This is a genomic window from Streptomyces sp. NBC_00258 (assembly GCF_036182465.1).
Taxonomy (GTDB): domain Bacteria; phylum Actinomycetota; class Actinomycetes; order Streptomycetales; family Streptomycetaceae; genus Streptomyces.
This window is the reverse complement of sequence record NZ_CP108081.1, coordinates 1,683,832-1,705,996: the sequence shown is the minus strand read 5'-3', so window position 1 is coordinate 1,705,996 and position 22,165 is coordinate 1,683,832. Positions and strand designations below refer to the sequence as shown.

20 protein-coding genes are annotated in these 22,165 nt (G+C 70.9%); 14 read left to right on the top strand and 6 right to left on the bottom strand.

What is annotated here, in order from left to right; translation table 11 throughout:
- Positions 1–69: 69 nt before the first annotated feature.
- Positions 70–870, bottom strand: coding sequence for a FadR/GntR family transcriptional regulator (locus OG718_RS07985; RefSeq protein WP_143641724.1), 801 nt, complete (start codon positions 868–870; stop codon positions 70–72).
- A 170-nt stretch (positions 871–1,040) separates the two neighbouring features.
- Between OG718_RS07985 and OG718_RS07980 the strand changes: the two genes are divergently transcribed.
- Together OG718_RS07980 and OG718_RS07975 are read left to right on the top strand one after the other, a co-directional pair.
- On the top strand, positions 1,041–1,889 hold the full coding sequence (locus OG718_RS07980; protein ID WP_328843744.1) for an enoyl-CoA hydratase-related protein: 849 nt from the start codon (positions 1,041–1,043) through the stop codon (positions 1,887–1,889).
- Positions 1,886–2,455 (top strand): DUF2889 domain-containing protein, encoded by a 570-nt coding sequence (locus tag OG718_RS07975; protein ID WP_143641726.1) that lies wholly within the window; start codon positions 1,886–1,888, stop codon positions 2,453–2,455. Before OG718_RS07980 ends, OG718_RS07975 begins: the two co-directional genes overlap by 4 nt.
- A 200-nt stretch (positions 2,456–2,655) precedes the next feature.
- Here the strand turns inward: OG718_RS07975 and OG718_RS07970 are convergent, their stop codons facing one another.
- Complete coding sequence (locus OG718_RS07970) at positions 2,656–3,873, bottom strand: acyl-CoA dehydrogenase family protein (RefSeq protein WP_328843743.1); 1,218 nt, start codon at positions 3,871–3,873, stop codon at positions 2,656–2,658.
- Between the two features lie 103 nt (positions 3,874–3,976).
- Here OG718_RS07970 and fabG point away from each other — a divergent pair, with 103 nt between their 5' ends.
- The 5 genes from fabG (at position 3,977) to OG718_RS07945 (ending at position 9,528) form a co-directional block, all read left to right on the top strand.
- Positions 3,977–4,723 carry a 3-oxoacyl-ACP reductase FabG gene (fabG, locus tag OG718_RS07965; protein ID WP_143641728.1) on the top strand — a complete coding sequence of 249 codons (747 nt, stop codon included), beginning with the start codon at positions 3,977–3,979 and terminating at the stop codon, positions 4,721–4,723.
- Positions 4,724–4,813: 90 nt separating this feature from the next.
- On the top strand, positions 4,814–6,073 hold the full coding sequence (locus tag OG718_RS07960) for an acetyl-CoA C-acetyltransferase (protein ID WP_328843742.1): 1,260 nt from the start codon (positions 4,814–4,816) through the stop codon (positions 6,071–6,073).
- On the top strand, positions 6,073–7,512 hold the full coding sequence (locus OG718_RS07955; protein WP_328843741.1) for an OB-fold domain-containing protein: 1,440 nt from the start codon (positions 6,073–6,075) through the stop codon (positions 7,510–7,512). The genes OG718_RS07960 and OG718_RS07955 overlap by 1 nt, the downstream gene beginning before the upstream one ends.
- Positions 7,509–8,717 carry an acetyl-CoA acetyltransferase gene (locus OG718_RS07950; protein ID WP_143641730.1) on the top strand — a complete coding sequence of 403 codons (1,209 nt, stop codon included), beginning with the start codon at positions 7,509–7,511 and terminating at the stop codon, positions 8,715–8,717. The genes OG718_RS07955 and OG718_RS07950 overlap by 4 nt, the downstream gene beginning before the upstream one ends.
- A gap of 16 nt (positions 8,718–8,733) precedes the next feature.
- Positions 8,734–9,528, top strand: coding sequence for an SDR family NAD(P)-dependent oxidoreductase (locus tag OG718_RS07945; RefSeq protein WP_143641731.1), 795 nt, complete (start codon positions 8,734–8,736; stop codon positions 9,526–9,528).
- A 67-nt stretch (positions 9,529–9,595) separates the two neighbouring features.
- Here OG718_RS07945 and OG718_RS07940 read toward each other — a convergent pair whose 3' ends face one another.
- Positions 9,596–12,352 carry a branched-chain amino acid ABC transporter permease/ATP-binding protein gene (locus tag OG718_RS07940; RefSeq protein WP_328843740.1) on the bottom strand — a complete coding sequence of 919 codons (2,757 nt, stop codon included), beginning with the start codon at positions 12,350–12,352 and terminating at the stop codon, positions 9,596–9,598.
- Between the two features lie 188 nt (positions 12,353–12,540).
- On the opposite strand from OG718_RS07940, the gene OG718_RS07935 reads away from it, so the two are divergent.
- The 4 genes from OG718_RS07935 to OG718_RS07920 are packed head-to-tail and all read left to right on the top strand — an operon-like array spanning position 12,541 to position 17,289.
- Positions 12,541–13,779, top strand: a complete 1,239-nt coding sequence (locus OG718_RS07935; protein WP_328843739.1) for an ABC transporter substrate-binding protein — start codon at positions 12,541–12,543, stop codon at positions 13,777–13,779.
- A 45-nt stretch (positions 13,780–13,824) separates the two neighbouring features.
- A complete protein-coding gene (locus tag OG718_RS07930; RefSeq protein WP_143641734.1) occupies positions 13,825–14,538 on the top strand; it encodes an ABC transporter ATP-binding protein in 714 nt (237 codons plus the stop codon).
- Positions 14,539–14,548: 10 nt separating this feature from the next.
- Positions 14,549–15,892 carry a hypothetical protein gene (locus OG718_RS07925; RefSeq protein ID WP_328843738.1) on the top strand — a complete coding sequence of 448 codons (1,344 nt, stop codon included), beginning with the start codon at positions 14,549–14,551 and terminating at the stop codon, positions 15,890–15,892.
- Positions 15,889–17,289: an acyl-CoA reductase gene (locus tag OG718_RS07920; RefSeq protein WP_328843737.1), complete on the top strand. Its 1,401-nt coding sequence runs from the start codon at positions 15,889–15,891 to the stop codon at positions 17,287–17,289. The genes OG718_RS07925 and OG718_RS07920 overlap by 4 nt, the downstream gene beginning before the upstream one ends.
- Before the next feature lie 61 nt (positions 17,290–17,350).
- On the opposite strand, the gene OG718_RS07915 is transcribed toward OG718_RS07920, so the two are convergent.
- Positions 17,351–18,037: a DUF2848 domain-containing protein gene (locus OG718_RS07915; RefSeq protein WP_143641737.1), complete on the bottom strand. Its 687-nt coding sequence runs from the start codon at positions 18,035–18,037 to the stop codon at positions 17,351–17,353.
- 139 nt (positions 18,038–18,176) lie between these two features.
- Between OG718_RS07915 and OG718_RS07910 the strand changes: the two genes are divergently transcribed.
- From OG718_RS07910 to OG718_RS07900, 3 genes are read left to right on the top strand one after another with little or no spacing between them, the layout of a single operon-like run.
- Positions 18,177–19,541, top strand: coding sequence for an MFS transporter (locus OG718_RS07910; protein WP_143641738.1), 1,365 nt, complete (start codon positions 18,177–18,179; stop codon positions 19,539–19,541).
- A 51-nt stretch (positions 19,542–19,592) separates the two neighbouring features.
- On the top strand, positions 19,593–20,384 hold the full coding sequence (locus tag OG718_RS07905; protein WP_328843736.1) for a carbon-nitrogen hydrolase family protein: 792 nt from the start codon (positions 19,593–19,595) through the stop codon (positions 20,382–20,384).
- Complete coding sequence (locus OG718_RS07900) at positions 20,381–20,719, top strand: cupin domain-containing protein (protein ID WP_328843735.1); 339 nt, start codon at positions 20,381–20,383, stop codon at positions 20,717–20,719. Before OG718_RS07905 ends, OG718_RS07900 begins: the two co-directional genes overlap by 4 nt.
- A gap of 98 nt (positions 20,720–20,817) precedes the next feature.
- On the opposite strand, the gene OG718_RS07895 is transcribed toward OG718_RS07900, so the two are convergent.
- Together OG718_RS07895 and OG718_RS07890 are read right to left on the bottom strand one after the other, a co-directional pair.
- A complete protein-coding gene (locus OG718_RS07895; protein WP_143641811.1) occupies positions 20,818–21,444 on the bottom strand; it encodes a GntR family transcriptional regulator in 627 nt (208 codons plus the stop codon).
- Between the two features lie 158 nt (positions 21,445–21,602).
- Positions 21,603–22,100, bottom strand: coding sequence for a hypothetical protein (locus OG718_RS07890; RefSeq protein ID WP_328843734.1), 498 nt, complete (start codon positions 22,098–22,100; stop codon positions 21,603–21,605).
- Between the last annotated feature and the right edge of the window lie 65 nt (positions 22,101–22,165).

Below are 22,165 nucleotides of genomic sequence, written 5' to 3'. Positions count from 1 at the left end.
GTACGCCTCCTATAATTATCTAACTATTTGGAGAACGCAAGGGAGGATGAGAGGCGGGTGTTGAGATGGTCAGTCGATGAGCTCAAGGACCGTCTTGGGGCCCAGTGCGTTGACGACGTCGTCGGCGCTGGAGATGTGGCGCTGCCACAGCTTCTCGGCCTCGTCCGCCTTGCCGGCCTCGATCAGGCCGACCAGCCGGACGTGCGCCCGGTGCCCCTTGAGGGCCTGTGTCTTCTGGGTCTCGGCATCGGTGGCGGCCACGGTGTACGAGGCGTTGGCCCGGTCGATGATGTTGCGCAGCATGCCGCAGAGGAGGATCAGGGTCTGGTTGCCGGTGAGCTCGACCAGGAGGGCGTGGAACGCGTCCTGCGCGTCCACCAGGGCCAGGGGGCTGTCCAGGACGGCCTTCTCGGCAGCCACCGCGTCGCGCAGCCGCTTGATGTCGTCCGCCGTGTGCTTGGTGGCGACCTGGCGCGCGCACGGCGGCTCGATGAGGGCCGCCGCCCGGTAGACGTCCCCGAGGGTGGCGCCGCGGTACTCCAGGATCAGGCCGGCGAAGCGGGCTGCGACGTCCGAGTCGGGCGCGCTCACCCGGGCACCGCCGTGCGCTCCGCGCCGGACCGTGATCAGGGACTCCGACTCCAGGACGCGGAACGCCTCGCGCAGGGTCGGCCGCGAGATGCCGAACTGCTCCATCAGCCCCGACTCCGGCGGCAGCGCGTCGTCGGGCTTCAGCTCGCCCCGTACGATCTGGCGGCGCAGGTGTCCGGCGACCAGTTCGGCCGTCTTCGGTACGCGCACCTGGCGTCCGACGGGGCCGCGGGAGGGAGCGGGCACGATCGGCGTTTCTGCGCGGGCTGCCTCAGCCACGGTGGGCTCCTCATATAGCAAAATGAATCGTCTTAGTGCATCGAGGGTACCAGGTCAAGAGGTGAGTGATCTTGTCCATGCGGGACTTGGTCTGGCGCCTGGGTCGTCGGTGGGTATATAGATGATTCATCTAGCTATAAATCCAACACGGGCCCGTGGGAGTGACCTCGATGACCGAGAACCCGACCCCGGTGATCCTCACCGAGCTGACCGACGACGGGGTCATGATCCTCACCCTGAACCGGCCCGAGCGGCACAACGCCTGGACGCTGGAGATGGAGCTGCTCTACAACGAGCTGTTCGACCGCGCCGAGGCGGATCCGGCGGTTCGGGCCGTCGTGCTGACCGGGGCGGGGCGCAGTTTCTGTCCGGGCATGGACATGAGTGTGCTGGACGGGGCGTCCTCCGGCGCGAGCCCGTGGCCGACCGGTGAGCTGCCGCCGCGCACGAGGCCCATGTCCTTCCCGAAGCCCCTCGTGGCGGCCGTCAACGGCGCCTGCGCCGGCATCGGGTTCAACCAGGTGCTGATGTGTGACGTGCGGTTCGCCGTACCGGGCGCCAAGTTCGCCGCCGCCTTCAGCGCGCGCGGCCTGGTGGCGGAGGACGGCGTGTCGTGGATCCTGCCCCGGCTCGTCGGATACGGGAACGCGAGCGATCTGCTGCTGTCCTCGCGCAGGATCACCGGTACGGAGGCCTTGGCGATGGGCCTGGTGAATCGCCTGGTCGAGCCGGCGGAACTGCTCCCGACGGCCATCGCGTACGCGACCCGACTCGCCTCCTCGGCCAGCCCGTACGCGATGTCCCTCATCAAGCGGCAACTCGCCGACGACCAGTCCAGGAGCTTCACCGAGAGCCGCGACAGCGCGGCCGCGCTGCTCGCCACGGCGAAGCGCGCCCCGGACTATCGCGAGGGCGTACGCAGTTTCATCGAACGCCGACAGCCGGAGTTCGCGGCGCTCGGGGCACCGCCATCGGCACCGGAGACATCCTCGGAACTCCGGGAGGAGGCCTCGTCATGACGCGAGCCGAACTGCCGCTGCACCGGCGCACGATCACCGTGACCGCACACGAGGAGGACGGGGACGAGATCTCGGTCGAGGCGGTGCTCTGTGACGAGCGGCCCAGGGCGGAGGTGCCGGCGCATGTCGTCCACCGGATGGTGCTCGGAGTGCGTGTCCGCCTCGCGGACATGGTCGTGGTGCACGCCGACGCGGACATGCGTACGTTCCCGCATGCCGAGTGTCCGCTGATCACCCCGGTCTTCGACGGACTCGTCGGGCTGAGTGTCGCCGCCGGGTACAACCGGGCGATCCAGGAGCGGTTCCGCGGGGTGTCCGGGTGCTCGCACCTCTACGAGCTGGCCCGCGTCCTCGGCCCCGCCGTCGTCCAGGCGGCCATCTCGGCCAACGCGCGCCGCCGTGACGCCGGTGAGCGGTCCCACGATCCGCGCTCCACGGCGGGTGTGCTGAACAGCTGCCACATCTGGGCGCCGGACGGGGTGGGCCTGCGCAAGCTCGACGCGGGCTGGCGGCCTGGGGAGGGGCCGCGCCCGGTTCCGGGGGTGGAGGCGTTCGGAGGGGCGTAGGTGGTGTGTTTTCGCCCCCGCCGCCCTTACCCGTCCCGTCCCTGGGGGCTGCGCCCCCAGACCCCCCTTATCGGCCTGAACGGCCTCGTCCTCAAACGCCGGACGGGCTAAGACTCAGCCTCTCCGGCGTTTGAGGAGCGGGGGGTTCGGGGGCTGGCCCCCGAAAGTGACGGGAATGGGTAGGGGCGGCGGGGGCGAAATCAAGCCCTCGGCTCGCGCGGGAGCCCCAGTACCTTCTCCGCGAGGATGTTCCGCTGCACCTGCGACGTTCCCGCATAGATCGTGCCGGACAGGGCGATCAGATAGGTCGTCGACCAGGACGCCGAGGAGTTCGCGGCGCCGGGATCGTCGGTGCGATAGGTGCGCAGGGGCGGCCGCCCGACCGGCACCTGGCCGTGCAGGCCCATGATGTCCATCGCCAGGTCGGTGACCTTGGTGTGGTACTCGCTCCAGTACAGCTTGGCGATCGACGTCTCGGGGCCGGGTTCGGCGCCCTTGAGCCAGCCCGTGAGGATCCGGTAGCCGAGGAAGCGCATGATCTCGACCTTGGACCAGCACCAGGCGATCCGCTGCCGGATCACCGGGTCCTGGTCCCTGCCGTACAGGCGGGCCAGCTCGACGAGGCGTTCGACCTCCGCCCGGAAGAGGATCGGATTGGTCGCCGCCTCCTCCCCGCGCTCCACGCCCAGCAGGCTCTGCGCGACCGTCCAGCCGTTGTCGACTCCGCCCACGACGAGGTCGGCCCGGGTGTGGGCGCCGTTGAAGAAGACCTCGTTGAAGTGGAGCTGCCCGCTCATCATGCGGAACGGCCGGACCTCGACACCGGGTTGGTCGAGCGGCACGAGGAGGAACGAAATGCCGCGGTGCTTGGAGGCGTCGGGGTCGGTGCGGGCCAGGACGAAGATCCAGTCGCTGTGGTGGGCGCCGGATGTCCACACCTTCTGCCCGTCGATCACCCATTCCTCGCCCTCACGCACCGCGCGCGTCCTGAGCGAGGCGAGGTCCGAGCCCGCGTCCGGCTCCGAGTAGCCCTGGCACCAGGTGTCCTCGCCGCTGAGGATGCGCGGGAGGAAGTGACTCCTCTGCTCCTGGGTGCCCCAGCGCAGCAGTGTGTTCGCCAGCATCTTCACGCCGAAGGTGTCCTGCGGCAGACCGAACGGCACGCCCGCCAGGGCCAGTTCCTCCATCAGGACGACCTGGTGGAGCTTGGACAGGCCTCGACCGCCGAACTCCTCGGGCCAGGTGAGCGAGAGAAGGCCGCGCTCGGCGAGCCGTCGGCGCCAGTCGCGCGCGAAGGCCCAGGCGGCCTCCTCGTCGAGGGCGCCGATGCCCTTCCAGCCGGCGGGCAGGGCATCGGCGAGGAACGCCTTGACCTCGGTGCGGAACGCCTCGGTCTCCGGGGGATAGGTGATGTCCACCTGCAGTGCCTCCTGCGCTTGGCCGACCCATCGCGGTATTGATTGTTTCAGTGTAATAGGTTATCTATTTAAGAGGAATAGCGACGAGCCAGGGCGGGCTGACATGGGACTGCTGGACGGCAGGAACGCCGTGATCACCGGCGGAGCACAGGGCATCGGCTTCGAGATCGCCGGCGTGCTCGGCGGCGCGGGCGCGTCCGTCGTCATCGGCGACATCAACGAGGACGCCGCGGCGCAGGCCGCCGAACACCTCGCCAAGAACGGCGTGGCCGCCACCTCGCTGCGCTGCGACGTCACCGACGAGGACGAGGTGGCCGCCCTCGTCGCCCATGGCACCGACGTGTTCGGACCGGTCGGCGTCATGGTCAACAACGCCGGGATCACCCGCGACGCGACCCTGCGCAAGATGGCCCTCGCGGACTTCCGTGCAGTGGTCGACGTCCACCTCACCGGAGCCTGGAACGGCACCCGCTACGCCGCCGAGGCCATGCGCGCCCACGGACAGGGCGGCAGCATCGTCAACATCTCCTCCATCGCCGGCAAGGTCGGCAACTTCGGGCAGACCAACTACAGCGCGGCCAAAGCCGGACTCGTAGGCCTCACCAAGGCGTCCGCCAAGGAACTGGCCCGGGCCGGCATCCGCGTCAACGCCGTGCAGCCCGGCCTCATCCGCACCGCGATGACCGAGGCGATGCCCCAGGCCGCCTGGGACGCGAAACTCGCCGAGATCCCCCTGGCCCGCGCGGGCGAACCCGCCGAGGTCGCCCAGGTCGTCCTCTTCCTCGCCTCCGACATGGCGAGCTACGTCACCGGAGCCGTGGTCGAGGTGACCGGCGGCCGGTACATGTGACCTCGTCCCTTCCGTGCCAGGTCCCCCTCCTGACCGGTCACCTCTCGACCCGCCCCCTCCTGCCCGTACCCCTCATGAAAGGCACGACGGATGCCCGCCCTCTTGCGTGACGCGGTGATCTGCGAACCCCTGCGTACCCCGGTCGGTGGCTACGGAGGCGTCTTCCGCGACGTGACGGCGGCAGAGCTCGCGGCCACGGTCGTACGCGCCGTGCTGGAACGCACCGGTGTACCGCCCGCCGCAGTCGACGACGTCCTGCTGGGCCAGTGCTATCCCAACGGCGAGGCCCCGGCCATCGGCCGTGTGGCCGCCCTGGACGCCGGCCTGCCCGTGGAGGTGCCGGGGCTCCAGATCGACCGCCGTTGCGGCTCCGGGCTGCAGGCGGTCATCACCGCGGCGATGCAGGTGCAGACCGGTGCGAGCGACCTGGTGCTGGCCGGCGGTGTGGAGTCCATGAGCCAGGCCGAGTTCTACACCACCGACGTGCGCTGGGGAGTACGCGGCGCGGGTACCACGCTGCACGACCGGCTGGCCCGCGGCCGGGTCACGTCCGGCGGTGCCAACCACCCTGTTCCCGGAGGCATGTTGGAGACCGCCGAGAACCTGCGGCGCGCGTACGGCATCCCCCGTGAGGAGCAGGACCTACTCGCCCAGCGCTCGCACGAGAAGGCCGTCGCGGCCCAGCGCGAAGGCCGGTTCGCCGACGAGATCGTGCCCGTCACCGTACGAACGCGGAAGGGCGAGACGGTCGTCGACACCGACGAACACCCGCGCCCCGGCTCGTCGTTGGAGAAGCTCGCGTCGCTGCGTCCCGTGCTCGGCCGGCAGGACCCCGAGGCGACCGTCACCGCGGGGAACGCCAGCGGGCAGAACGACGGCGCCTCGATCTGTGTCGTCACCCACCCCGAGCGCGCGGCCGAACTGGGCCTGCGCCCGCTCGGCCGCCTGGTCTCCTGGGCCGTCGTGGGCGTGCCTCCCGAGACGATGGGCATCGGACCGGTGCCCGCCACGGCCAGGGCGCTGGAACGGGCGGGACTGAAGCTCGCCGACATGGACCTGATCGAACTCAACGAGGCCTTCGCCGCCCAGGTCCTTGCCTGCACCCGTGAATGGGCCCTGACCGAGGCCGACTTCGAGCGGTTCAACGTCAACGGCTCCGGTATTTCGCTGGGCCACCCCGTCGGAGCCACCGGCGGCCGCATCCTCGCCACCCTGCTGCGCGAACTGGACCGCCGAGGGGCCCGCTACGGCCTGGAGACCATGTGCCTCGGCGGCGGGCAGGGCCTGGCCGCGGTCTTCGAACGGCCGACGCACGCACACAACGCGCTCAACGCTCTTGGAGGACGCTGATGGCCGGACTGATCGCATATGGCGCGTACGTGCCGTACCACCGCCTCGCGCGAACGGATGTCGCCGCGGTACTGGGCACCCGGGCGGGCAAGGGAACCCGGGCGGTCGCGGGCTACGACGAGGACACCACCTCCATGGCCGTCGAGGCCGCCCGCGGAGCCCTGGCCGTCGACGGTCTGCGTCCCCGCATCGGGCAGCTCTTCCTCGCCACCGCCGCGCCCGCCTACCTCGACAAGACCAACGCGACCGCCGTGCACGCCGCGCTCGGCCTCGACGAGCACGTCCTCGCCGCCGACATGGCCGGCTCCGTCCGCTCGGGCCTCGGCGCCCTGGTGACCGCCGCCCGCTCCCCGGTCCCGACCCTGACGGTCCTCTCCGACCTGCGCACCGGCCTGCCCGGCGGCAGCGAGGAGATCGCAGGAGGTGACGGCGCGGCAGCGTTCGTCTTCGGCGGCCACCGCAACGGGGCACCCGTCATCGCGGAACTGCTCGCCCACGACACCGTGAGCGACGAGATCCTCGAACGCTGGCGGCTGCCCGGCTCGTCCACCTCCCGTGTCTGGGAGGAGCGCTTCGCCGAGGAGATCTACGTGTCCCTGACGGGCAAGGCGCTCGGCGCTGCACTCGACCAGGCCGGCCTGGACATCGGTGCGATCGACCACTTCGTGGTCTCCGGACTGCATGCGCGGGCCTGTGCGACCGTGCGGCGCACGGCAGGGGTGCGCCCCGAGGCAGTGACCCCTGACCTCACCGGGGCGATCGGCAACGCGGGCACCGCCCAGCCCGGGCTGCTCCTCGCCGACGTCCTCGACCGTGCCCGCCCCGGCGAGACCATCGCGCTGGTCGTCCTCGGCGACGGAGCCGGCGTACTCCTGCTGCGCACCACCGAGGCGCTGACCACGCACCGCGGCGCCCGCCCGGTCGCCGCCCAGATCGCGGCGGGCGGCGAACCGCTGCCCTACGCCACGTACCTCTCCTGGCGCGGGCTCCTCGACCGGGAGCCGCCCCGCAGGCCGGACCCCGAGCCGCCCTACGCCCCGCCCGCGCACCGGCGGGGCGGCTGGAAGTACGGTTTCGTCGCCTCCCGCTGCGAGAAGTGCGGCACCCGGCATCTGCCCCCGGACCGGGTCTGCGCGTCCTGCCGGAGTGTCGACGCCATGACCGACGAGCCGATGGAGCACGTACGCGGCACCGTCGCCACCTTCACCGTGGACCGCCTGGCCCACACTCCGAGTCCGCCGATGCTCGTCGTGGTCGTCGACTACGACGGCGGCGGCCGGTTCCGCTGCCAGCTCACCGACGCCACCGAGGCCGACGCCGTCATCGGTGCCCGGGTGGAGATGACGTTCCGGCGCACGGTCACCGCGTCCGGCGTCCACAACTACTTCTGGAAGGCCCGGCCGGTGCGCACGGGCGAGACCGAGGGGACACACGGATGAGTTCGCACGGAATCCGGGACCGGGTCGCGATCGTCGGCATGGGCTGCACGCCCTTCGGCGAACACTGGACCCGCTCGGCCGACGATCTGCTGATCGACGCCGTCGGCGAGGCCGTCACCTCGGCCGGCATCACCCTCGACGACATCGACGCGTTCTGGCTCGGCACCCAGGCGTCGGGAGTCTCGGGACTGACCCTCAGCAGGCCCCTGCACCTGCAGTACAAGCCGGTCACCCGCCTGGAGAACATGTGCGCCACCGGCTCCGAGGCACTGCGCAACGCCTGTTACGCGGTCGCCTCGGGTGCGTACGACGTGGCCATGGCGGTCGGTGTGGAGAAGCTCAAGGACTCCGGGATGTCCGGCCTCTCGGGCACCACCATGCCGGGCGCGGGCGACGACAGCCGAGGCGAGATCACCGCCCCCGCGAACTTCTCCCTCCTCGCCCCCGCCTACGCCGCCAAGTACGGCCTGTCGGAAGAGGAGTTGAAGGACGTCATCACCCGCATCGCCTGGAAGAACCACCTCAACGGCGCCCGCAACCCCCGCGCCCAGTACCGCAGGGAAGTGCCGCTGGAGCGCATCCGGTCGGCACCGATCGTCGCGGGCATGCTGGGGGTGTTCGACTGCTCGGGGGTCTCCGACGGCTCGGCCGCCGCGATCGTCGTACGGGCCGAGGACGCCTACAAGTACACCGACAGGCCCGTCTTCGTGAAGGCGCTGTCCTTCGTCGCCGGTCCCGCGGACGGCCTCCTCGACCCGGAGTACGACTTCACCACCTTCCCCGAGGTCGTCGCGTCCGCCCAGGAGGCCTACCGGCAGGCCGGAGTCACCGACCCGCGCGCCGAGATCGCCCTCGCCGAGGTCCATGACTGCTTCACGCCCACGGAACTGGTGCTGATGGAGGACCTGGGCTTCTCCGAGCGCGGCCAGGCCTGGAAGGACGTCACCAGCGGGGCCTTCGACCTGGACGGCTCACTGCCGGTCAACCCGGACGGGGGACTGAAGGCCTTCGGTCACCCCATCGGCGCGTCGGGCCTGCGCATGATGTTCGAGGCCTGGCTCCAGCTGCGGGGCGAGGCACCGCCGGAGCGGACGGTCCGGACGCTGGCCGAGGGGCGTTCGCTCGCCCTCACCCACAACCTGGGCGGCGGACCGGGCGAATGCGTCTCCTTCGTGTCGGTGGTCGGAAGCCAACTCACCGATTGAGAAAGGCGGTTCGGTCATGGGACGACTGGACGACAAGATCGCGATTGTCACCGGAGCCGCGTCCGGCATCGGCGCCGCCACCGCCCGCCGCGTGGCGGCGGAGGGCGCGCACACGGTCGTGGCCGATCTGAACCTGGACGGCGCCGAGGCGGTCACCGAGGAGATCCGTGCCGCCGGAGGTTCCGCGACCGCGGTCCCGGTCGACCTCGGCGACATCGAGAGCGTACGGGCCATGGTGGACGCGGCGGTTCGGACGTACGGCGGACTCGACGTCCTGCACAACAACGCGGCGGCCACCCACCTGGCCGCCCGCAAGGACCTCGCCGTCGTGGAGGCCGACCCCGCGGTCTGGGACGACACCATGCGCATCAACCTCCGCGGGACGATGGTCGCCATCCAGGCCGCGGTCCCGCACATGATCGCGCGCGGCGGCGGCTCGGTCATCAACACCTCGTCCGGGGCCGGGCTCTCGGGCGACCTGCGCAATCCCGCGTACGGCGCCTCGAAGGCGGCGCTCATCAACCTCACGCAGTACGTCGCCACCCAGTACGGCAAGCAGGGCGTGCGCTGCAACGCCATCGCGCCGGGCTTCATCGTCACGCCGGCCAGCTCCGGCTCGGCGCACGGCGCGATCCGTGAGGCGATGCTCCGTCATCACCTCACGCCGCGTCTGGGCGAGCCGGAGGACGTCGCGTCGGCGGTCGTCTTCCTCGCCTCCGACGAGTCCGCTTTCATCACCGGGCACACCCTGCGCGTGGACGGCGGCCTGCTGGCCCACCAGCCCTACGTCGCGGACCTGCGGGACGCGTGAGGTGACACGGTCGCCCCGGAGACGCGCCGCCCCGGGCGCGCGTCTCCGGGGCGACCGTGCGCCCTTTTCAGGCCAGTGCCTCCGGCTCCAGTTCCCCGAGGTAGGCCGCCCGGACCGCAGGATCGCCGCGCACCTCCTCCGGTGTGCCGACGCAGATCCGGCGGCCGAAGTCGAGGACGACGACCTCGTCGCAGACGCTCATGACCATGTCGACGTCGTGCTCCACGAGCAGCACACCCATGCCCCAGTCCTCGGCGAGCCGCCGGACCAGCTGGGCCAGCTCCCGGGACTCGTCGTCCGACAGCCCCGCGGCCGGTTCGTCGAGCAGCAGGACGGACGGCGAGGTCGCCACCGCGCGGGCGATGGCCAGCAGCCGCCGCTCGCCGTACGACAGATCGCCCACCGGCCGGTGGAGGGCGTCCTCCAGCCCGAACTCCCTTACGGCGACGAGTACATGGGCGGGCAGCGGGCGGCTCCCGGGGCGCACCAGGTCCTTGAGGTACGCCCACGGGCCGGGACGGTCGCAGGCGGCGTACAGGTTGTCCAGGACGCTCATGTCCTCGAACAGCTCCAGCGACTGGAAGGACCGGCTCAGCCCGGCGCCGGCCCGTCGGTGCACCGGCAGGCGGGTCACGTCCCGGTCACCGAGGCGGACGCTGCCGGACGCCGCCCGGGTGAAGCCGGTGACGGCGTCGATGGCGGAGGTCTTGCCGGCGCCGTTGGGACCGATGAGACCGACGACCCGGCCGGGCTCGATGTCGAAGGAGAGGCCGTCCACGGCGACGACCCCGCCGTACCGCACGGTCAGGTCGCGCACGTGCAGGGGGAGTCCGGGGGCGCGGTGCGTGGCCTGCGAAGGGGCCGCGGGGCGTACGTCCGGTGCGTCCGGCCCGTAGTCCTCTGCCGAGCCCGCTGCCGAGTTCTGTGCGACACCGGTGTGCTTCGCGCCCCGCTTCCGGAGCAGTCTGTGCTCGGCTGCCGCCGCCTGCCTGCCGACCTCCCGTCCGATGCCGTCCTGGTTGCCCACCAAGGTCAGCACCAGGATGATCCCGCCGATCAGCGGCATCCACTCGCTGAGCCCGGGCAGCACCAGGTCTCCGAAGCGGGCGCCGACCGTGCCCGCGGCGAAGGTGGCGGCGAAGAGCGGTCCGACGAGGAAGCCGACGCCTCCGATGACCGCGAGGCCGAGTGCGGTGATGGAGTCGAAGCTCGCGAAGTCGGCGAAGACCACCGAGGTCGAGCGGAAGCCGGTGAGCACTCCGGCGAGCGCGGCGATGGCCGCGGACAGCCCAAAAGCGTAGAGCTTGGCCGCGCGGACGTCGATGCCGAGCGCCGCCGCGGCCCGCTCGTTCGCCCGCACCGCGATGAGCCGGCGGCCTGTTCTGCTGCGCCGCACGTTGGCGACCACGAGGGCGGCGGCCACGAACATCACCAGCACGACAGCCGCGTACCGCTGCGGATGGTCGACGCCGGAGATGCTCATCCCGAAGAGTGTCTGTTTGCCCACCGCGATGCCGTCGCTGCCCGGTGTCGTGGACAGGTCGGTGTTCTGGAAGACCATGGTCTCCAGCGTGGTGCCGAGTCCGAGCGTGATGATCGCGAGGTTGACCCCGCGAGTGCGGACGGCAGGAAGGGCGAAGAGCAGGCCGATCGGCACCGTGCCCAACACGCCTGCGAGCAGGGCGAGTTCGAAGGGCCAGCCCCAGTCGGCCGCCGCGTGCCCGGCGATGAAGGCGCCGGTCCCGGCGAGGGCGTACGCGGCGAGGGAGACCTGTCCCGCGTACCCGGTGACCACGATGATCGACAGGATGATCAGCGAGAGCACCAGGGTGTTGGTGATCGCGTCGGCCCACAGCGGCGAGGACAGACCGATCAGCAGCAGCCCGGTAACGAAGGCGAGCGCCAGCGGCACCGGGCGCACTCTTCCGGTGCCCAGGGCCGGCAGCCGCTCCAGGAACGTGCCGCGCAGCGGCAGGGCCCGGCCGCGGGCGACCAGCATGAGGGCGATGACGAGGAAGGGCACCGACGCGGCGAGCCCCGTGACGTCGGAGCCGAAGCGGGTCAGTTCGGACTGCACGACCCCGATGACCAGGCCGCCCGCCAGCGTGACGGGGAACGACGAGAACCTGCCGACCAGCGCGGCGGCCAGCGCGCTCAGCAGCAGGGTGGTCAGGCCGGTCACCGACAGGCCGATCACCGGGACGATCAGGATGCCTGTCAGACCCGCGAGAGCCGAGCCGAGTCCCCAGTTGGCGGCGGCGATCAGGTCCGCGGACCAGCCGAGCGAGGCGGCCACGCCCTGGTTCTCCGCGACCGCGGTCGTGCCCAGGCCGAACAGGGTGCGCTTGTAGAGGGCATGCAGGGCCGCGGTGACGACGACGGCGATGCCGAGCAGCCAGATCCGGTCCTCGGAGACCGTCGCGCCTGCTATCTCCACCAGCCCGGACGGCAGCTTGGCCGGCACCAGCTGCACACTGTCGCCGTAGCGTTTGACCGCGACGGCGGTGAGCACGATGAACACCGCCAGGGTGCCGACCAGGCGTGCCAGCGAGGACGCCCTGCGCAGCGGCCGGATCACCAGCAGATGGGTGAGCACCCCCAGCACCGTGGAACCGAGGACCCCGCACGCGACTGCGGGCCAGTACGGCACGCCGTGGTTGACGGCCAGTTCCCACTGCACGTAGGCGCCGGCCATGCCGATCGCGCCGTGCGCGAAGTTCAGGACGCCGGAGCCCCGGTAGACCAGCACGATGCCGTGCGCGGTGAGCGCGTAGAGCGCACCGAGCCCCAGGCCGAGCAGTGCGAAACGCAGGATGTCGTCCACGTGAAGAACCTCCCAGGGCCTACTTCTCAGAGCTCCATGAGTAGCGAACGCCGGATCACCCGGCAAGACCAGACAGCGTATTTATTTAAATAATTGTGCCGAGAGTACTTCACTAAACAAACGCCACCCTCCATGCTGTCGGCATCTCGACGACGCCCATGACGGGCGCGAGCCCCGCGGAGGGACCCATGAACGACTCACGACGACGCAGAAGTGCCACAGCGAGCTGTCTCGCCGTGACCGGAGCCCTACTGGCCGCCGGATGTGGGGGAGAGGCCTCCAGCAGCTCGACCGACACGTCCTCGCTGAAGGGCGCGACGGTCAAGGTGATGGTCTGGGCACCGGAGAACACCCAGGGCAGCGCCCAGCCCGGTGTCCGGCAGACGGCCCAGGCCTACGAGAAGTGGATCAACGACAACGGCGGGATCAAGGGGGGCCCGCTGAAGGTGCTCACCTGCAACGAGAAGAACGACGCCGACGAGGCCGAGAACTGCGCCCAGAAGGCGGTCGCCGAGAAGGTGGTAGCGGTCGTCGGCTCGTACAGCCTCGCCGGAGACCGCTACATGCCGATCCTGGAGAAGGCCGGCATCCCCTACCTCGGCGGGACGGGCGTCTCGGCGGCCGAGTTCTCCAGCCCGATGTCGTTCCCGGTGAACGGCGGCACCCCCGTGGTGTTCGCCGCACACGGCAAGCAACTGGTGGACGAGGGCTGCAAGAAGATCTCCGGCGTCCGGTACGACGTGGCCGCCGCCGACACCGTCTCGAAGTTCCTCGCGCTCGGCGTGACCGCCGCCGGAGGGGCGCCGCCCAAGGACCTCAAGGTGCCGCTCACCGCCACAGACCTCGCCCCGCAGGTCGCCGCGGCGACCAAGGGATCCGACTGTGTGAGCGTCATCCTGGGCACGCACTCGGACCTGTTCGTGAAGTCGTACGTGCAGTCCGGAGCCAAGACCGAACTGGGCAGCGTCGTCGGCAACCTCACCCCGGAACTCGCCGAGAGCACCGGCGGCGGCAGCAGCCCGCTGAACGGCGCCGCCATCACCGGCTACTACCCGCCGACCTCCGACGCCGCCTGGAAGGACTTCGTCGAAGCCACCAAGGGCGACGGCCTCGACACGTCGAACGGCGCCAACGCGACGGCCTGGGTGGCGTTCAAGGTCTTCACCGAAGCCGCCAAGAAGCTGCCGACGATCTCGTCCAAGGCCCTGGTCGAGGAGCTCAACACCACGAAGGGCATCGACACGGGCGGTCTGACCCCACCGCTGACCTGGGCGGAGTCGACGGCCCTGCCGATCAAGGGTCTGAACCGTATCCACAACACCACCGCCACCGAACTGACCATGCGCGACGGAAAGATCGAGTGGGCCAAGTCGGGGTCGACCTTCATCGACGTCCGCAAGGTGCTGACGGGCGGCTCGGCCGGCTGACGTCCGGCGCACGAGAGCCCTGGAGTCCGAGGAAGGAGAACGTCCGTGCACGACACCGGACAGCCCTTGATCGAAGCCCGCGCACTGTCCGCCGGCTACGGCACCGTGCCCGTACTGCGCGACCTCGACCTGGAGGTCCGCCCCGGTGAGGTCGTCGCTCTGCTCGGGCCCAATGGCGCGGGCAAGAGCACGACCCTGCGGGTGCTGTCGGGAGAACTGGCCCCGATGAGCGGCGAGGTGCACTGGCTGGGTGGCACCGGCCACACGCCACTGCACCGCCGCGCCCGCCAGGGGCTGGCCTACGTCGGTGAGCGGGCGGTCTTCACCCGGCTCGACACCGCCGACAACCTGCGCGTGGGTCGGGTGACGACGGACCAGGCCCTCGCGCTCTTCCCCGAGTTGGAGAAGCGGCTCAGGACCGGTGCCGGAATGCTGTCGGGCGGAGAGCAGCAGATGCTCTCGCTCGCGCGGGCCCTGTGCCGCACGCCCAAGCTGCTCCTCGCCGACGAGCTCTCGCTCGGTCTCGCCCCGCTCGTGGTCGACCGCCTCCTGCGCGCCGTGCGCGAGGCGGCCGACCGCGGGCTGGGCGCACTGCTGGTCGAACAGCACGTGCGCAAGGTGCTGGACATCGCCGACCGCGTGTACGTGCTGCGCCGCGGCCGGATCGTCATGACCGGGACCCCGAAGGAACTGCGCGCGAACCTGGACGAGATCGAGTCGTCCTACCTCGCGCACAGGACAACTGTGACAACCGATTGAGGTAGGTGCTGTGGCAAGCGCACGCGAGCAGATCCGATCCCTGGTCCGGTCCGGCGACCCCTTCGACCAACCCGCCGAAGACATGGCGGAGCTGCAACTGGAGGCAGCGCGGGAGGCTTTCGCGTCCCATCGCGAGCGCATCCCGCTGCTGCGCACCCGGGCGGAGGAGACCGGCGTGCGGGAGATCACCGGCCTCGACGACCTCGTGCCCCTCCTCTTCTCGCACACCAGCTACAAGTCGTACCCCGTCTCCCTCATCACCGCCGGCCGCTGGGACCGGCTCCTGCGCTGGTACTCGACCGTGTCGGTGGTCGAACCGGACGAGGTCGACGTCGACGGCGTACGCGACATCGACGAGTGGACCGAACGCATCACCGCCGCCGGCCACCGCCCCTACATCACCAGCGGCACGTCCGGGAAGGTCTCCTTCCTCAACTGCGACGGCACCGACCTCCGGTTCCTGCACGACATCCTGGAGAACCTCACCTGCTGGCCCGACCCCCTGCCACCGGATCCCGTCCGCCGGGGCTATCTGCTCGCTCCGGCGAGCGGACCGATGCGCTCCATCGACGGCTTCCGATGGCATGCGGACGTCTTCGCCCTGCCCGGCGAGACCCGGTTGCTGACCGAGGACCCGATGCGGGTGTCCGAGCTGATGAGCAGTGCGCTGCTGCGCCGGCGGATGGCGGAGGGCGTCGCGACGCCGCAGGAGATCAGCTCCTTCGAGTCCGCTTCCGGCTCACGCGAAGAGGAACTGGGTGCGGCCATGGCCCGGATCGTCGACGACATCGCCGCCCACCGCGACGAACCGCTGCTGATCGCCGGGATGAACAACCAGCAGTTCACCCTGATCCAGGCCCTGCGCGCCCGGGGCATACCCGAGGGCGGCCTCCACCCGGACACACTGGTGCTCAGCGGCGGCGGCAACAAGGGCCGTGCGCTGCCCGACGACTACCAGCAGCAGTTCGCCGCCTTCTACCAGGGCGTACGGCGGGTACGCAGCTACGGCATGACGGAGCTTCAGGGCTCCTGCCTCGCCTGCGAGAAGGGCAACTACCACGTGCCGCCGTGGGTGATCCCGCTGGTGCTCGACGAGGCCGGGGAAAAGCTGCTGAACCCCGAACAAGGCGTCGTGGAAGGGCGGTTCGCCTTCCTGGACGTCTCCCTGGAAGGCCGCTGGGGCGGACTGATCAGCGGCGACCGTGTCTACGTCGACTTCTCACCGTGCGACTGCGGCCGATCGGGCCCGGCCGTCCTGCCGGACATCCAGCGCTACGGAGACCTCGGCGGCGACGACAAGATCACCTGCGCGGCGACACTCGACTCCTATGTGAGGGGAATGATCCACGGATGAGCGGTACGACGCTGCCGGGCGAGCCCTCGGTCCGGACGGAGGTGGTGCACGTCGTGCGGGGCGAGGTCGACCAGGCCCCGCCCGTCGGCCACGGCCGCGGAGACTCGGCCTTCACGACACCGGCACTCGACCTGGACCGCCTCGTGTGGCCCCGCACCGAACCCGGACCCGCCTTCGACGTGCCCAGCGGGGAGATCGTCGACCTTCTCGTGGAGACCGGTGAGGCACTCAAGGCAGACCGGGAAGGGCTGCTCGCCGAAGCACTGGATCGCATGGTCCGGGTCAGCCCGCTCCCCGCCGAGGTGCTCGAACGCGCCTACGCCGTGCTGTGGCGCAGCTTCCAGCGGATCAACCTGCACGCCCAGATCGACCACGAACTCGGCGGAGCGGACGTGCTCGACGGCTGGCGCGAGGTGCGGCTGCCCGAGGGCCGGATCGCCGCCACGCGCGCGTTCCCGCCCCGCCTGGTGCACATCATCGCGGGCAACGCGCCCGGCGTGGCGGCCATGTCCGTCGTACGCGGCGCCCTCACCAAGGGCGTCAACCTCCTGAAGCTGCCCTCGAACGACCTGTTCACCGCGACCGCGATCCTGCGCACGATGGCCTCCGTGGCACCCGGCCACCCCGTGGTGCGCTCGTTCTCCGCGGTGTACTGGAGGGGCGGCGACGAGACGGTGGAGAGCGTGCTGTTCCGCCCGCAGTTCTTCGACAAGCTGGTCGCCTGGGGCGGTGAGTCCACGATCCGCGGAGCCCTGAAGTACGTCGGCCCCGGCTTCGAGCTCGTCTCCTTCGATCCCAAGACCTCCATCTCGGTGGTCGGCCGTGAGGCGTTCGCCTCCGAGGACACTCTGCGACAGGCAGTCGAGGCGGCCGCCTCGGACGCCACGTTCTTCAACCAGCAGGCGTGCGTGGCCAGTCGCTTCCAGTTCGTCGAGGGCTCCGAGCAGGACGCCGACCGCTACGCCGCGCTGCTCTGCGAACGCCTCGGCGTCGCCCGGGAGTTCAGCTCGGCCGACGGCCCACGCGTCGCCGGGGAACTCCGTGAGGAGATCGACGTACTGCGGTCCCTCGCCCCCGAGTACCGGGTGTGGGGCGCGTACGACGGCCGAGGCCTCGTCATCCGCTCCCCGGAACCGGTCGACTTCCACCCGGACGGAAAGATCGTCAACGTCGTCCCGGTCGCCGCGCTCACCGACGCCGTCGCGCACGCCGGGGTCGCCACCCAGACGGTCGGCGTGTACCCCGACACCCGCAAGGCGGAACTGCGCGACGCCCTCGCCTGCGCGGGTGTGCAGCGCGTGGTGTCACTCGGGAGGGCAGGCGGCATGCCACCCGGCCTCTCCCACGACGGCTTCTATCCGCTGCAACGGCTCATGCGCTGGGTGAACGACGAGTAGCCGGAGCGGTGCCGCAGAACGGCGTCGTCCTGCCGTCGCGCCCGAGCCGAGCTCGGCCGGGTCAGCCGATGGGCTCCGGCATGGGCCGGACGTCGTAGGCGAGGCTGATGGCGTCGCCGCCGGCCGGATCGGCCAGTTCGACGCGCCAGCCGTCGGCGAACTGGTCGACGCCGGGAGCCATGGGGATGGTGCCGGAGATCAGAACGGTCCCGGGGGTCAGCTCGCCGCGGGACCGCAGGACGTCGACCCAGTAGCCAGGCGTGAGGAGCTCGGCGAGCGTCCCGGCCTGGATCTCGGTCTCCATGCCGTCGTGGCTGACCCAGGCGCGCAGAGTGAGCTCGTCGATGCGGGACTCCACGTCGGCCAGGCGCCAGGCGCGGCGGGCGAGGACGTCGGGGCCGGCGTTCTTGCTCCACGCCACCCCGTGCACCTCCAGATCGCGGTCGGTGTGGTCGCAGGCGGCGGTCAGCAGCAGCTCCCCGCCCTCCGCGACGACCAGCGCCCACTCCGCCTCGCCGGAGGTGCGGCCGTGCTGGACCGCGACGCGCCCGGTCTGCTGGGCGAGGTACGGGGAGACGGGGTAGAGCGCCGGCGTCACGGACGGCCCCGGCACGCCCAGCTCGGCGAGCTCCGCGACGTGCGCGGCGACATCGTCCTGGCTGCGCCCGGCGTACCCGGCGTTGAGGACCTGGACTACATCGACCTCGCGCGTCGATCCGTCGGGCAGTTCGAAGGTCAGCACGGCCATGAGGGCACTCCCAGGGATCGGGGAACGGTCCGCGGATCCTGATTTCTCCGCGGTTAACTTCCGGCGCAGGGCTTGCGCATACGACCTGTATACAAGAAGTATGCCGGAAGGTCGATGTCCCCGAGCAAGGATGGGCACCATGCACGACACCCCGAAGAGCGACGCCGGGGCCGCGGAGAAGCGCTCCGGCGTCCGCCGCGCCTTCGTCGCGAGCCTCACCGGCACCGCCCTGGAGTGGTACGACTTCGCCGTCTACTCCGCCGCGGCCGCCCTGGTCTTCGGTGATCTGTTCTTCCCGTCGGAGGACCCGCTCACCGGCACGCTTCTGGCGTTCTCCACCTACGCGGTCGGCTACGTCTCCCGTCCCCTCGGCGGATTCGTCTTCGGCCGCCTCGGTGACGTGATCGGCCGCAAGAAGGTGCTGATCGCCACGCTTGTCCTGATCGGCGTGGCCACCTTCCTGATCGGCCTGCTGCCCGCCTACGGAACGATCGGTGTGGCCGCGCCGATCGCCCTGGTCGTGCTGCGCTTCGCCCAGGGCGTCGGCGTCGGCGGCGAGTGGGGTGGCGCCGTACTGCTGTCCAGTGAGTTCGGCGACCCGCGCCGCCGGGGCTTCTACGCCTCCGCCGCACAGGTCGGTCCGCCCGCGGGCAACCTGCTCGCCAACGGTGTGCTCGCCGCCCTCGGCGCACTGCTGACCGAGGCGCAGTTCGAGTCGTGGGGCTGGCGTGTGGCCTTCCTGCTGTCCGGCGTACTGGTCGCCTTCGGGCTGTGGATCCGGGCCAAGCTGGAGGAGACCCCGGTCTTCAAGGCGATGGAGGCCGAGCAGTCCCGGCCCGAGGCCCCCATCCGCGAGGTCTTCACCACCCAGCCCCGCGCCCTGACCGCCGCCATCCTGTGCCGGGTCGGCCCCGACGTGCTGTACGCCATGTTCACCGTCTTCGTGCTGACCTACGCCACCCAGGAACTCGACATGTCGCGCGGCTCGGCCCTCGCGGCCGTCCTCATCGGCTCCTCGGTCCAGGTCTTCCTGATGCCGCTGGCCGGCGCGCTCTCCGACCGCGTCAACCGCCGCCTGCTGTACGGCGTCGCAGCGGTGGCCGCCGCGGTCTGGCCGTTCGTGTTCTTCCCGATGGCCGCCGGCGGTTCCTGGCTGCCGCTCGCCGCCGGAGTCCTTGTCGCCCTGGTCATCCACTGCTGTCTCTACGGACCGCAGGCCGCCTTCATCGCGGAGCAGTTCTCGCCCCGGCTGCGCTACACCGGCTCCTCGCTGGCCTACACCCTGGCCGGGATCATCGGCGGCGCCATCGCCCCGCTGCTGTTCACCACCCTGCTGAGCGCCTACGACAGCTGGGTGCCGCTGGCCGTCTACATTGCTCTCGCCTGCGCGGTCTCCCTGGTGGGCGTCCTGCTGGGCCGCAACCCCGAGGCCGCCGTCGACGAGGACGCGGAGCTCGCCGCGCCGAAGACCCCGGCCGCGGCGGACGTCCCCCTGCCCCGCTGACCACAGCCACACAACCCCGTCCAGACTCGCCCCGGACAAGGAGGCCCCGCAGTGCGGATCGCCATCGGCCAGCTCACCACCGGCCCCGACCCCGACAAGAACCTGCGCTTCGTCGAGGAGTGGACGCGTCGCGCCGCGGACGCCGGAGCCCGCGCCGTCGTCTTCCCGGAGGCGTCGATGGCCTGCTTCGGCACGCCACTGGCCCCGCTCGCCCAGCCGCTCGACGGGCCGTGGGCCGACGGGGTCCGCGAGATCGCCCGGGCGACCGGCACGGTCGTCGTGGCCGGCATGTTCACCCCGGCCGACGAGGGGCGGGTGACCAACACCCTGCTGGCCACCGGCCCCGGCGTCGAGGAGTCGTACGACAAGATCCACCTGTACGACGCCTTCGGCTTCCGTGAGTCCGAGGCCGTCGCCCCGGGCTCCCGCCCCGCCGTGATCGACGTGGACGGCGTTCGGCTGGGCCTGGCCACCTGCTACGACGTCCGCTTCCCGGAGCTGTTCCGGGCTCACGCCGACGCCGGGGCGGTGGGAACACTGCTGGCAGCCTCCTGGGGGGCCGGCCCCGGCAAGCTCGACCAGTGGGAGCTGCTGGTGCGGGCCCGCGCGCTGGACGCCACGGTCTGGGTGGCCGCCGTCGGCCAGGCCGATCCGGGCACCGGTCCGGGCCCTGTGCCGACCGGCATCGGGCACAGCCTGCTGGTCGGCCCCGACGGGACCGTACGGGCCTGTCTCGGCGCCGAGCCGGAGCTGCTCGTGACGGACCTGGACGTCGAGGAGGTCGGCGCGGTCCGCGAGAAGACGTCCGTACTGGCGAACCGGCGGCCCGAGGTGTGGCGATGAGCGGGCCCGAGCTGGAGTTCCACCGCCCCGACGGGCCCTGGCGCGCCCCGGTCGGCGCCGGACCCGGCGTCGAGGAGTGCCTCCTGGCCGAGGACCCCGAGAGCGGCCGGCGCACCGTGCTCGTCCGCTGGGCGCCGGGCACCGACACCTCGCCCACGGGCGTGGCCCGGCACGACGTGTGGGAGGAGGTCTATCTCGTCGAGGGAGCCCTGTACGACCTGACGCTGGAGCGCACCTTCACCGCGGGCATGTACGCCTGCCGTCCTCCGGGCATGCCGCACGGGCCCTGGACCTCGCCCGACGGCGTGACGATGCTCGTGATCACCTACCCCTGACCTCGGCGGGCACAGGAGCGTCCCTCGGCAACGGGGGACGCCTCCCGTCGGGGCCCTGCAGGTCCCTGAGCAGCACCGTCACAGCCGTCTCAGCCGTCTCAGCCGTCGAGGAGCACCTTGAGGGTCGACTCCAGGTGGTGGTCGATGGCCGCGCACGCGGCCTGCGCGTCACCGGCGGCGAGAGCGTCGACGATGGCCTCGTGTTCGTCGAGCACCGCCTTCTGCCGTCCCTGCTGGTTGAAGACGGCGACGACCCCGGCGCGGACCTGACGGCTGCGCAGGCCGTCGTAGTGCCGGTCTAGAAGGGTGTTGCCGACGGCCGAGACCAGGGACGCGTGGAACCGGTGGTCCACGGCGATGAACTCCCGGGTCTCCTCGGCGCCGGTGAGCGCGCGCTGCTGTTCCAGCAGGGAGCGCAGTTCCTCGAGGGGCACCCGCTCGGCCGCGACGAGCCGCTCGGCCGCGTACCGCTCGACGAGGCCGCGCAGCTCCATCAGCTCCCGCACCTCCCGCCCCGTCAGAGGTGCCACCCGGGCACCGCGCTTGGGCACGAGCTCGACCAGGTCCTCCGCGGCGAGCAGCAGCAGCGCCTCCCGGATGGGGGTGCGGGAGACACCGATACGATCGGCGAGCTCCTGCTCCGACACGAAGGCCCCCTGCATCTCGGGGTCCGTCAACACCGTGTCCTTGAGATACGCGTAGGCCTTCTCCCGACCGGACGCCACGGCAACCCCCAGACATCGCATACAATTTGTATACCGACGCTACCACGCGCGTTCCCGCACAACACAGGGCCGCCAACCCCTGGCCGTGCCTGCTACGTCCGCCCGGCGCCGCACTCCCCTGAGTGCGGCGCCGGGCGGACGTCATCGCGTACATGCGCTCAGCAGTTGCGGACGCTCCAGACGGGGGTCCAGGTGTAGGAGTGCAGGGCCGAGTCGGGCCTGAAGGAGTGGAGGACGTTGCCGCTCTGGCCGTAGAAGTACGAGGTGACGCCTCCGGTCTGGAAGTCGTAGTACCAGCCGGCGCCGTTCCAGTAGGACGTGTAGTACCGGTTGCAGGTGTAGAGGAAGAAGATCTCCCAGCTGCCCGTCGTGGGATCCCAGACCTCCGTGCAGAGGTTTCCGCTGGGGCAGTTGAAGGTGGCGCCGGGTGCCACATGGATGGACCTGGCGGACGGCGAGACGCTCGGGGAGTTCGCGGCCGGGGACCGGGTCGACGCCGACTGCGCGTCCTGTGGCGCCGGCGGCGCGGTCAGGACCCGGCCGACCGTACCGTCGTCCGAGGCGACAGCCGCCTGGGCCGGTCCAGCGGTGAACACAGCGGCCAGCATCAGAGCCAAGGCACCGATGAGGCCGAGGACGGAGTGCCTGTCACGCACTCCGTGCACGCTACGTATTCTGCGCATTCGGTTGATCCCCCTGTTCAGGACGCGACATACGAGGC